9 protein-coding genes and 1 tRNA gene are annotated in these 13022 nt (G+C 36.9%); 2 read left to right on the top strand and 8 right to left on the bottom strand.

Annotation, left to right across the window (positions count from 1 at the left end):
• Window positions 1-4 precede the first annotated feature (4 nt).
• Entirely contained in the window at window positions 5-1150 is a 1146-nt protein-coding gene (locus tag BMZ31_RS10190) for a PP2C family protein-serine/threonine phosphatase (protein ID WP_090831638.1), read from the top strand.
• A gap of 442 nt (window positions 1151-1592) precedes the next feature.
• Here the strand turns inward: BMZ31_RS10190 and BMZ31_RS10185 are convergent, their stop codons facing one another.
• The 6 genes from BMZ31_RS10185 to BMZ31_RS10165 all read right to left on the bottom strand — a co-directional run bounded on the left by BMZ31_RS10185 (window position 1593) and on the right by BMZ31_RS10165 (window position 8032).
• Complete coding sequence (locus BMZ31_RS10185; protein ID WP_090831637.1) at window positions 1593-2426, bottom strand: CheR family methyltransferase; 834 nt, start codon at window positions 2424-2426, stop codon at window positions 1593-1595.
• Between the two features lie 23 nt (window positions 2427-2449).
• A complete protein-coding gene (locus BMZ31_RS10180) occupies window positions 2450-5269 on the bottom strand; it encodes a response regulator (protein WP_090831636.1) in 2820 nt (939 codons plus the stop codon).
• A 433-nt stretch (window positions 5270-5702) separates the two neighbouring features.
• Complete coding sequence (locus BMZ31_RS10175; RefSeq protein ID WP_090831635.1) at window positions 5703-6554, bottom strand: TIGR03943 family putative permease subunit; 852 nt, start codon at window positions 6552-6554, stop codon at window positions 5703-5705.
• Window positions 6555-6565: 11 nt separating this feature from the next.
• Window positions 6566-7450 carry a permease gene (locus tag BMZ31_RS10170; protein ID WP_090831999.1) on the bottom strand — a complete coding sequence of 295 codons (885 nt, stop codon included), beginning with the start codon at window positions 7448-7450 and terminating at the stop codon, window positions 6566-6568.
• A gap of 327 nt (window positions 7451-7777) precedes the next feature.
• Window positions 7778-7918, bottom strand: coding sequence for a hypothetical protein (locus BMZ31_RS20320; protein ID WP_175478072.1), 141 nt, complete (start codon window positions 7916-7918; stop codon window positions 7778-7780).
• A gap of 28 nt (window positions 7919-7946) precedes the next feature.
• A tRNA-Ser gene (locus tag BMZ31_RS10165) sits at window positions 7947-8032 on the bottom strand.
• 115 nt (window positions 8033-8147) lie between these two features.
• Between BMZ31_RS10165 and cls the strand changes: the two genes are divergently transcribed.
• The gene (gene cls / locus BMZ31_RS10160; RefSeq protein WP_090831634.1) at window positions 8148-9656 is read left to right on the top strand and encodes a cardiolipin synthase; all 1509 of its coding nucleotides are present in this window, start codon (window positions 8148-8150) and stop codon (window positions 9654-9656) included.
• A 193-nt stretch (window positions 9657-9849) separates the two neighbouring features.
• Here cls and BMZ31_RS10155 read toward each other — a convergent pair whose 3' ends face one another.
• Complete coding sequence (locus BMZ31_RS10155) at window positions 9850-10353, bottom strand: hypothetical protein (RefSeq protein WP_090831633.1); 504 nt, start codon at window positions 10351-10353, stop codon at window positions 9850-9852.
• Window positions 10354-10874: 521 nt separating this feature from the next.
• Window positions 10875-13013 (bottom strand): DNA helicase RecQ, encoded by a 2139-nt coding sequence (gene recQ, locus BMZ31_RS10150; RefSeq protein ID WP_090831632.1) that lies wholly within the window; start codon window positions 13011-13013, stop codon window positions 10875-10877.
• Window positions 13014-13022: the final 9 nt, after the last annotated feature.

Below are 13022 nucleotides of genomic sequence, written 5' to 3'. Positions count from 1 at the left end.
TATCATGTCGATTGTAATCGTGGACGACAATCATGTAAATCTATACTTAATCGAAAAAATACTAAATCGGGCTGGTTATACAGAATACATATCTCTTACGTCTGCACAGGAACTTTTTGATTATCTTCAACTGGATAGTCCTTATCCTCAGCCAATATCTGTTGACGTCATTTTAATGGATATCATGATGCCTGGAATTGACGGAATTGAAGCTTGTAAACGACTTCAGCAGTACGCTCATCTGAGAGATATTCCCGTCATATTTGTAACGGCATTGGAAGATACAAACAAAGTCGTTGAAGCACTCGACGTCGGTGGAATTGATTACATCATGAAACCGATCAATAAAGTTGAATTATTAGCACGTATTCGCGTTGGTTTAAGACTTAAATATGAAAAAGATTGGCATAGAGAACAAGAGGAAAAAATCCGTAACGAGCTAGATTTATCCATGCAAATTCAAAGCAGTCTTTTGAGCGAAACCGTTAATTCTGAAAAGCTCCTGATAAAGGCTTCGCATTTACCTGCTAATAAGCTTGCAGGTGACATGTATTATTGGCATCAAATCGATGAGCATCGTTATGGCATCATATTGCTCGATATGATGGGACATGGAATCTCTGCTTCCCTTGTTTGTATGTTCATTTCCTCCGTGTTGCGTGATGCCATTCGTACACACATCGAACCAGAGGCAGTAATCAAAGAACTTAACCGTTGGATGTCCTTTATCAATAAGCAAGAAACGATGATGCAATACTACTTTACAGCGATTTATCTTGTTATAGACACTAAAGAGAAAAAGGTTGAGTATGTAAATGCTGGTCACCCTCCTGGATATGCTCTAATTGATGAAAAACAAGTCGCAACTTTAACGAAAGGCTCTTGTGCTGTCGGTTTCTTTCCCGAAATGCTGAAAATAGAAAAATCAACAATCCATTACAAGGATAGTTTGCAGCTTATCCTTCTCACTGATGGAATCGTCGAGACTTTAGAAGAAAAACAGGAAGACGGGTTGAACTACTTGATGAAAACGGCGACTACACCATGGAAAGGCCTTAAATCCGGAGAACCGATTGATTATGTCCTCCCAGAAAGTCTACAAAAGCATCAACCAGATGATATGTGTGTGTTGGTTGTGCAAGCTAAGTAAAAAAGGCTGACTCAAATGGTCGTTGAAACGATCTCTTGAGTCAGTTTTTTTATTCTGAGGACTTTTTTGGTGGTCTTTAAAAGTATTAGAGGTAAATGTAGAGGGGATTCCCCCTATTAATCTGTTTTTTCTCACTTATGTAGTACTTTTCTACTACTCTCGTAGGTGGATTTGTTATTCATCTTGCCTATGAAGTACTTTTGCACAGCTCGAGAGTGTGTGTTTTGCTATTCCCTTGTCCAATTTACAAAAGGATAAATAATGACTCTATAGAAATGTGTTGTTGTTATTAAATTTGGTTTTGTGAATAAAACCCTTTTAGTTTGAATGAAGCGTGCATCTTGAAGCTGACATCAACCACTACCAAATTTGATAAATTGCAATATAAGATTATGAAAACACAAAAAAGCATGAGAACCGCCTAATCAGGCAGTTTTCATGCTTATTTTTTCTGATAAATACGATATTGATGATCAAAATCCTCATAAAAACTAGACAGTTTGTAAGGTCGTAGCGTTTCCTTTTGTCCCAGACAGAGAAATCCTTTTGATGAAAGACTATCATAGAAAAGTTGGTTCACTTTTTGCTGTAATTCTGGATTAAAGTAAATCAATACGTTACGGCACACAATGACATGAAATTCATTAAAGGAGTGGTCCGTAACCAAATTGTGTTGGGCAAAAACAACATTTTCAAGCAAGCGTTCGTCTAAAATAGCCTTTTCGCTATCAGTAGTATAGTATTCAGAAAAAGCACTCGTACCACCAGCTTGAATGTAGTTCTTTGTATAGGATTGCATTTTCTTCAAATCGATTGAACCTGTTTTGGCCTTGTTAAGAACATGTTCATTCATGTCTGTTGCGTAGATATTCGTCTTTTCGTAGAGCCCTTCCTCTTTTAACAGAATAGCCATTGAAAACACTTCTTCTCCAGTCGAACAACCTGCGTGCCATATCCTAACTTCCGGCAAAGATTTAAGATACGGCACCACATTTTCTCGGAATGATGCAAAAAACAATGGATCTCTAAACATTTCAGTAACATTTATTGAAAAATCATTCAATAATTTATCAGCAAATCCTTCTTCATGTAATGTTTTTACAATCAAAGAACTAATAGATGGAAGACGTTCCTGCTGCATTCGAAATTGGATTCTCCGTGAGATCGAAGAGCGCATATACTCTTGAAAATCGAAACCTGTGATCCGATACAAAGCTTGCAGTAATAAGTCTGTTTCCAATTCTTCTATTTCATGTTGATTCAAAAACCGTCTCATGATCTCACACCCTTTCTTGCTCGTTATTCTTTAGTTGGGTGTGCCAGCCATACTCTTAGCACAGAAAGAAGTTGTTCGAGCTGCAGTGGTTTACTGATGTAATCTGATGCTCCTGCTTCTAGACACTTTTCACGGTCGCCTTTCATCGCTTTTGCTGTCAAAGCAATGATTGGTAATTCAACAAAATGTGGCATCACACGAATGCGTCTCATTGTCTCGTAACCATCCATACCTGGCATCATAATATCCATTAACACTACATCAATATCTTCTGTCTTTTGAAGAATATCTAAACAGCTTTTACCATCTTGTACCGCAATGATATCCATGCCCTCTTTTTCAAGCGCATGCTGAAGAGCGAAAATGTTTCGATTATCATCATCTACCACTAAGACTTTCTTATTTCTTAATAGATTGGATGGTAAAGCTGGTAAGTCGACAGTAGGAGTCATTTCTGCCTTTACAGGAGAGAAATTTGTTTCGTCCAACTCTACTTCATTTTCAATAACTGTCACTGCTACCTCTTGATTAGCAATGATTGTATCTTCGTTCTTTTCCATTCCATCAGGGAGGTTTGGAATTCTCAATGTAAAGGTACTGCCTTTTCCTTCTACACTCTCAGCAAAGATATACCCGCCTAGAAGTTTAGCAAACTCTCTACAAATAGATAATCCCAATCCAGTACCGCCATATTTTCTCATAGTCGCCCCATCAACTTGCTGGAACGCTTCAAAAATTAATTCTTGCTGATCTTCTGCAATTCCGATACCTGAATCGGTTACGGCAATTTCTATCCAACTACCTTCTTTAGCGGATGGCCACTTTTGCTTTACCACATCCAATGATGGTTGACTGATAGAAACTTCTACTGCACCTTTTTCAGTAAACTTAAAGGCATTTGATAACAAGTTTTTAATAATTTGTTGCAGCCTTTGTTCATCTGTATAAAAAATTTCTGGTACATTTTCTGATTTCTTGATATTTAGCTGTATACCTTTACTATCAGCTATGTGTTGGAAATTCCTGTGTAGTAAACCCGGTAGTTCGCTTAAGTTCATTTCTCCAAATACAACATCAAGCTTTCCTACTTCTACCTTTGATAAGTCTAAAATATCATTGATCAACGATAATAAATCTTTACCAGAAGTATTGATGACACGAGCAAACTCTTTCTGTTCTTCGTTCATATCCTCATCAGCCATCATATCGGATAAGATGAGAATACTATTTAAAGGCGTTCTCAGTTCATGTGACATGTTAGCTAAGAACTCGGATTTATACTTGGATGCTAGTTTAAGCTGAACAGCCTGCTTTTCTAAAAATGCCTTTGTTTTTTCAAGTTCCGCTGTTTTCGCTTCAGCATCACGATTTCTTTCCTCAAGCTGCTCATTAATCATGCGCATTTCTTCAGATTGTGACTGAAGCTCTTCTGATTGTGCTTGAAGTTCTTCAGATTGGGTTTGCAATTCTTCAGATTGAGTTTGCAATTCCTCTGCTTGAACTTGGGTCTCGCGTAGTAATCTTTCAATTTCCATACGACCTTGAACACTATTAATCGTTAATCCTAATGTATCAAGTGATAAAGTGAGGAGTTGTTCTTGTTTAGGACAAAATTCAGTCAATGTCGCAAGTTCAATGACTCCAACTACATCATTTTCAAAAAGAACAGGTGCAATCAGGATACTATTCGGCTTTACCTCTCCTAGTCCTGTTTTGATTAATTTGTACTGATTTGGAACTTCTTCAATCAGAAGTTGTTTCTTTTCCAAGACGGCTTGTCCAATGAGGCCTTCACCGACTCTGAATTCGAGTCTGCCTAGGTCTGTGTTATCATCGGCGTATGTTGCGTGCTTTCTGTATACCACTTTATTCCCATCAGTTTGCTTCAAGTAAAAGGCAGCTGATGACGCGTCAACCATCGGCGCTATTTTAGAAACAAAACGAGTAGTGAGAATATCTATATCCTCTATACGTTGATACATCGTTGCTAATTCTGCTAATCTCGTTTGAATCCAAGTTTGACTTTCAATCTCTGAAGTATAGTTCTTTTCTTTTTCATTATAAGTTTCAAGCGAGTGTGCCATTTCGTTGAAAGCGACTGCGATTTCACCAATTTCATCTTTTGAATTGACAGATGCTCTTGGAATGGAAGATAGTTGCTCGTAATCAACTGATTTCATCACGCTTGAAATCCCTTTGAGTTGTGTAGTGGTACTTCTAACCACCCAATAACCAGTAACAACTATCCCAAAAATAGAAACAAAGACTGCTAGAGCAATAAAAAAGTTCATTTCTTCATATGTCTCGTTTGCATCTTTAAAGGCGTCAACCATTAGAGATTCTTGATAAGACTTGAACGAATTAATATTTTTTAACAGTTTTGCTTTTGTCTCGTTTTGTTCTTCTAATAATTTAGCTCGTTCTAGATTATTAGAAGCATCCTGTGAAAGACGAAAGATTTCCTTTTCGATTGTCATATAATTTCGATGTTGTTCAATGACATCATTTAAAAAGACTTTTGATTTTGGTTTATTCAGAATTGCATAAAGTGATTGTGACTTTTGAATGATTTCTTGATGATAATCTTGTGATTTATCATATAAATTTTGGATTTGAGTTTGGTCAGATACACCCTCTCCGAAAGCGAGCGTATTATTTTGATCAATTTGATAGAATAACTGTCTGATTTCCGTAGCCATGTTCACTTTAGCATAGCGGTCCTCAACCATTTCGAGCATTTTCTCTTTCATATTGCCAACCATAAATAATGTGCTGGCGACCAAAACAATCATAAACACAAAAATGAGCCCAAAACCAGTGAGCTGTTTCTGCTTAAATCCCATTCTCATTCCTTCTTTCATATAAAACAAATTATCTCGATTTCTTGTTTCTTCCTATTATTCTATCATGTGCCATCTCATAGTGCTATTTTTGAGTGTTTTAAATGCGTAGGAGGGTATATGTCTCCTTATAATTTTACACTAAATTTAAGATTTTTTCCTCATCATCTTTTATCTATTCAATTTACATCAAAAGAAAAGCCTCATTTTGAGGTAAAGATCCCGAAATAAGTATCTATACGTGTTGTTGCATTATTCGTAAAAGCAACATTCAATGCAAAAAACAGCTAAAGACAAAAAGAAAGACTTGAGACACCTTACATTTCTCAAGTCTTTTTATGAAAGGAAAATCGTAACACAAATCTTATAAATTAAACAAGAATCAAAATAATGGGATTAGCAAAGTCTAAATTTATGTCCATAGTCCCAACTCAATTTATATACTCTTTCGATAAACATATTCATCCTCAGGTGCTCCTACTGTTTTCCATTCCTTGACCTTAATCATTGGAATCGTAGCTTTAAAAGGTTGATAATAAACATTGGAAATCTCACCTTTTACTTCAATCCAGTTGTCATTTTTAAGCTTTACTCCTTCGGGCATATCAACAAGCATCCCAAATACTCCTGAATCAGCGATACAATGTATAATACCGAAACGAAAAATGAATAACTGATTTTTCTCGACGGTTTCAGCATCATTGAACACAAAACCTTTCATTTCAATTTCTTTTCCAAGGAATTCACCAGGAAAATTGTAGATGGTTTCCATCGTATTCATGTAATTGCCGTCCGTTATTTCAATCTTCTCTTTGCTCAAATACTTATTTTTTTCTTTTTTCATCAGCTTATCGTAAGCCTCTGCCCCATAATAAACACTTGTATCAGGGCGCAAGAATTGTTGCTGAGCGTACGGATCAGCTTCTCCTTCTTCATAAATAGGGAAATGAAAGCCTTTTGCTTTCACAATATTCGAATCCAAAGTTGCTACAGGGAAAAACAAGCCACTAATGATGGGGAAAACAAAAAGAGGATAAACATAAAGTTTTTTGTACCATTTTTGTTCATCATCATGGCTATGATCACAACAATCTACACCACATTCTGTTACTGCGTGATCTTCCTTGGCAACAATAATGATTTGCACGATGGCGAGCAAACCTAAGGCAATCATGGCACTAAAAGAAAGATAAGCATACTTCATATTGATGTACTTGCTTATATCCCCGCTCGTGTGTAAATGCATGATAAAATATGTAAAGCCAATTAATATGAGACCTCGAAACATTTACCCACCACCTATATCAATAAAGAATATACAAAGACCAGTATGGCCGTTAATGAAATAATCATCAGCACCAGTTTAGTTTGGAATGTCCCTAACATCATCAAAACGTTCTTAATATCAATCATAGGACCAAAAACTAAGAATGCTACAAGAGACCCAGTTGAAAAAGTACTTCTAAATGAGGATGCGATAAATGCATCTGCTTCAGAACATAGTGATAATACAAACGCCAAGGTCATCATGACTACTGAGGAGGATGCTTCCCCTTGTCCAATTGCCACAAGGGTGGCCGTTTTTAAATAAGTCTGTGCGGCTGCAGCAATCAAGGCACCAATAATCAAATACTTGCCCATAGAAAAAAACTCATCAATGGCATGTTGCAATGTTTGCCATATTTTTTTCCTTATGGATAAAACCGGATGATGGTGATGATGATGATGGACTTCTTTCGTTTTGAGAGGATTTCCTTTAAAAAAGTAAGCAATAATCAATCCAACTAAAACGGAAACAATTACTGCTCCCAGTGCACGATACAACGCCATTCTCCAGTCACTTCCAAAAGCAACATATGTCGAAAAAAGCACCACTGGATTTATGATCGGCCCCGTCAGCATAAAAGCAATTCCGGCTGAAATAGGTACACCTTTACCTACTAGTCGTTTTACTATTGGAACGATTCCACATTCACATGCGGGAAAAAGTGCTCCTAAAAATGTTCCGAAAAGTACAGCCAAAATAGGGTTTTTTGGCATGATTTTCGCAATTTTTTCTTCTGTGACAAACATTTGAATAATACCGGCAATAAATACTCCGATAATAACAAAAGGTAGTGATTCAATAAGAATAGAGATAAACACTGTGTTCATTTGATAAAAAGAATTAGGCAAAAAAATCATCACTTTCCTTTGACTTTGGACAATGTCCATAGAAAATAATATACGATATTGATTTCACTTCGTCCACTTTGATACAAATCGTCTATTTACGAAAAAATAAAGGCACTTCTCTTAAATGTGAAAGCAAAACATAGCATCAATAAGACAGTTGATTGTAGCGTAAGGTGCGAGACTCCAGCGGCAGCAGCGACACGGATAAGCCCCTAGGGAAAGCGAGCATCCTGGAGCGGAATCATTCACTAATTTCTATTTGTTTAATGTCATCAACACAGATTACATATACAGTAAATAAAAAAGACCGCATAAGCAGTCTGATAAACGCTTTGATTATTCGTTTGTTTCAGATTCTCTCTCTGCTTTAATCATTTCCGCCTCTTCAGCTACGGTAATTCTCGTGATTTGATCATGGAGAAAATGAAAACTTTCATCCAATACTTCTCTTGTAGGCAAATTTTGTCCATCCTTCATTTAAATCACCACACTTTTAACTATTAAAAAGGTCTGACGGGACTCGAACCCGTAAACTGCACAACAGAGAACGATTTTCTCTATCGGCTGCTCTGACCATTGAGCTACAGACCTCTATTCATAACGTTCCCAAGTTGGTGCAAAATATTACTGGTGGTGATGGTTTCTATAGGATGCATGTTTGGGTATATAGTTCTTGCTACTACATTCAATAATTAGGGAGTTAATCATGAAAAAACAAAGAATTGAATTTTTATTTGTCATCGTCTTAGCAGCAGCTCTATATATCGTATTTTTTACTGATTACAATTATGTTGTTAAAGGCATTTCTATCGGTATTTATGCAATCATTATCCTCATCAGTATGTATTCCCTGATATTAGAGAACAGATCATCCCATCACACATTGTTATGGATGTACGTGTTGCTCTGTTTTCCGCTAATTGGTTATTTATTCTATCTCTATTCAGGTCAACTCTATTTAAAAGGTTACCTTTTTAAAAGCAAAAGGAGTTATGACCGTGAAGAATGGCAAAAATTGCTCCGCAAGGATTCATCAACAGATCTGACATTTCTACAGGACAATCAACAGGAATTTGCTACGTACGCGAGTCGTGCATCTTTTACTACACCAAACACTGCATCTCAATCGACCATTTTAAAAAATGGGAAAGAAACATTTGATCAAATAAAGAAACAACTGCAGGAAGCAGAATCTTTTATTCATATGGAATATTATATTTTCCGTTCTGATCGACTCGGTGAAGAAATTGTCGAGATCCTTATTGAAAAAGCAAAAGCTGGTGTAGAAGTTCTTTTCATGTTTGACGCAGCCGGCAGTCTTAAATTGGGAAGTGCATTGATCAAGAAAATGATTGATGCAGGAATAAAAGCTTATCCATTTTCTCCACTTAAACTCGGTTTTGTTAATCAAAAATTCAATTTTAGAAACCACCGAAAAATCGTTGTCATAGATGGGAAAGTTGGATTTGTTGGCGGCTTAAACGTTGGAATCGAATATCTCGGCGAAGACGAAAATTTTGGATTTTGGAGAGATACCCATGTCATGTTAGAGGGTGAAGCCGTAAACACTCTTCATCACGTATTCTTGCTCGACTGGGAATATGTCAGTGGCGAGGATGTCATCGGTCGTTATGAAACTGTTTCTTCTCCGTTCGAAGAAGGTACTAATGGTGCAGTTCAAGTTGTGGCAAGTGGCCCTGACACTCAGCAAGGAATCATGGGGGATTATTATTTTTCCATGATGATGAACGCCAAACAATCTATTTGGATTGCTACGCCCTATTTTGTACCTGACGAAGCCATTCGAACTGCCTTGAGGGTTGCAGCTACAAAAGGTATTGAGGTCAGAATCCTCGTACCTGAAAAAAATGATAGCATCTTAACAGAGTATGCGACCAGATCTTATTTTCCAGAATTGTTGAGATGCGGTGCTGAAATCTACATGTATCAAAAAGGATTTTTGCATCAGAAGATAATCATTGTTGATGGAAATCTAGCCTCGATTGGAACGGCCAACATGGATATGAGAAGTTTCCATTTAAACTTTGAAGTGAACGTGTTCTTATATGGGACAACTTCCATTCGAGATCTTGTAGCACAATTTGAAGAAGATCTAAAGGATAGCGTAAGGATACGTCCTGTCGAATATTACAAAAGAAGTTTTTGGATGCGCACGAAAGAATCATTTGCCCGCTTGTTTTCTGGTGTATTGTAACAATTGACCCAAAAATTGCATTATACTTAGAACAGAAAAACGCTCCGAACTTGAAAAAGCTCAGAGCGTTTCTTATTAATGTCTTATTCAACTAAAGCCGTTATATAAAGAATGATTTTTGCACGTTTTAATCGTAAATAAGGAAACAAAGACAGCCTTTTTTCTAACTTTGTTTATTAGTGTAACTAAACTACTAGTTAGTTCCTAGATTCCATCTTTCCAATGAATATTTTTTGGTGACTGCAAACCCGAAATACTGATATTTAATGGTCATACTTTCTATTGGTTCTTCATCATACTCAACTCTAATTCCATAATGAATAGGTGTCATTTCTTTTCTTTTAATTGCTTCTTTCATTTCCTGATTCGTTAACCTTGGTTCAATGAGTTCTGAGTCGATCTTCATAAATTTAATCAAGGGATTATTAGTCCCACTTTGTACTAATTGTTGTGTATCATAACTAATCCCCAATGCTAATCCTTTAGGATGATTCTTATTATTTAAAGTGAATTCCTCTATGGTTACGCTCTTAAGACCTTTGTTATAAATGTGAAAAACAACATCATTTTTTCCATCTTCCTTTATTGAAATAGAAACACCATCAATACAAATAGGATTACTAAATTTAGCGAATGTAATAAAAACCAAAACTGAAAATATTAGAATCAAAGATATGATGCTCAATTTCTTTTTCAAAATCTCCACCCCACAAAACACACTTTTAATTACAAAAATATTCCATTGGCCCTCCGTGAATTCCTTTAATTTATATTTTTTATGTATAGAACTCCACCCTTAGTTACAAAAAATAGACCGTCTTTTGACGATCTATGCAAACTACCTAAAGCCGACGTTAATTTAAGTGAAACACTTCACAATCTTTCTTGTGGAATAGAAAAAAGGGTAACCATCAAATTGAGGAATCACCCGTAAATTTCAAACAACTATTCCCATCCTTTTGTAGTTTTGGATAGAAATTGTTTTAATAAAGTAGCACGCTGACTTTCTGATATAGCATCAACCGATAAAACTTTTTCAAGCTTTCTCTTTATTAAATCTGTCAAAAACTTTCAGATCATTAACGAATGATACAGAAACTTAAATAAGAAGAAGCAGTCCAATTCATTTGCGAATTGAACTGCTAATGGATCTGCGAATTTATTTTTACTCAAAAACACCTGTTAGTTTATGAAGCGTGGAGGCTTTAGTGTAAGTGATTATTCATTAATATTTTTCAAATAAAAATAAGCTTTAATCATGAAATACGAAAAATCTTCCGGTAAAAGTTCCTTTATGGCTTTAAGTTTATCGGATTTCGCTTCTTCCACTGCTTTTTCAATTAATTGAGTTTCCTCTTCAGACAAGAATGATTTCCAATCAACAGTCATTCCTTCATCTGAACATTTGAAAAGATGATTTTCGACTGTGACCAATGACAAGTCCCTTTCGTCTGCAATCTCTTGTAATAGTTTACCCTCTGAATATAGTTCGTAAGTTGTAATGTGAGACGGGATTTTTTCAGTTTCTAAAGAATTCTGATCCTGTTTGATCACTTCCCTAACCACCAATTTCTCTTCATTGACATCAGGATGAAGTTGAAGGAAAGTTTGAATTACCTCTAAGAATCTGTCCCCGTATAATTCTTGTTTATGCTTACCTACACCCTTGACCTTTAACATTTCTTCTCTTGTCGAAGGTCTTTGCGCACACATGTCCTGTAAGCTCGTATCTGAAAAAATAACAAACGGAGGAACCTTCTTCTGGTCAGCCATTTGTTTTCTTAGTGCACGTAATTCTTCGAATAGAGGATCGCTTTTAGATATTGCTTTTGCTTTCATTTCTTCTTTTCTCGTGACGGTGCCATTCCCCATTAAGACCGCTTTACCTTCCGGAGTGAGATAAATCGTTGGGAATTGACCGTGTTCAATCCCAATTAAATCTTTTGTCACCAAGTAATCGATAAAATCGCTCACATCTTTTGCGCTACGCTCTTTCATAATGCCATACGTACTTAAAGTGTGAAAATTGAATTGAGTGATTGTTTTGCTTTTTGAACCAGTCAATACTTTGGCAACAGCCGCTTTTCCATACCTTTGTCCCATCCTAATGATGCAAGAAAGTACCATTTGCGCATCTCTTGTGACATCTACCGTTTCACGTTGGTCAGTACAGTTGCTGCAACGTCCGCATGGGCCTGGCGAAGCTTCGTTGAAATACTCTACAATCCAGCTTTGCAAGCAATTTTCAGTGTGACAGTAACCAACCATTTGGTGAAGTTTTTCAATTTCCATCGGCATGCGGGATGGGTCAGTACCTTGGTCAATAAGGAAGCGATGAATTTGCGTATCGTGGGATGCATACAGAAGTAAACAAGCACTATCTAAACCATCTCTCCCTGCTCTCCCCGCTTCTTGATAATAGCTCTCCATATTACGCGGCATTTGATAATGGATTACGTAACGAACATTAGACTTGTCGATACCCATCCCGAATGCGGATGTTGCTACCATCAAGGGTGTTTCATCCAGAAGAAAATCGTTCTGCTCACCTAATCGATCGCCATCGCTCATCCCTGCGTGATAACGGGCCACCTTAAGTCCTGCTTTTTTCAGTTGAAGGTGCAGCTGATCAACCTGTTTACGAGTCGCTGCATAGATAATGCCAGATTCATGAATGTTCTTTTTAACATAATCCATTAAGAACTGGTCACGGTCTTGGCCCTTAATGACGGAAAAAGAAAGGTTCTTTCTCTCAAAACTCGTAACTACTTCATTTTGATCATCAATATGAAGTGCTTCTGAAATGTCGCGCCTTACAATTGGAGTTGCCGTGGCAGTTAAAGCCAATATGATTGGTTTCGTATGTATATGATTAAGAATATCGGATATATATCGATAACTTGGGCGGAAATCGTGTCCCCATTGTGAAATACAATGCGCTTCATCTACAGCGATGAGCGGAATTTCGAGATTGCCCAATTGTGCTAAAAACGATCCGGACTCAAGACGTTCTGGCGAAATATATAATAACTTGTACTTACCTTCACGCGCCGCCTGCATTCTTTCCTGTAATTCAGTTCCACTTAACGAACTATTGATATAGGCTGCCGAAATTCCCAGTTGTGTTAGCGTATCAACCTGATCCTTCATGAGTGAGATTAGCGGAGAAATAACAATGGTCGTACCTGAAAACACTAACGCTGGCACCTGATAACATAGTGATTTACCACCACCTGTCGGCATGACGCAAAGAGTATTTTCCCCATCTAATACACGCTCAATGGTCTTTTTTTGCCCTTCGCGGAATTCTTCATATCCAAAGTAATTTTTCAATACTTCTTTTGCTTGTCCGAACATTTGTTACAC

The organism is Bacillus sp. cl95, from assembly GCF_900115925.1.
GTDB lineage: Bacteria > Bacillota > Bacilli > Bacillales > Cytobacillaceae > Neobacillus_A.
Note: the sequence above shows the minus strand (reverse complement) of the source record. Positions and strands in the feature narration are given on the sequence as shown.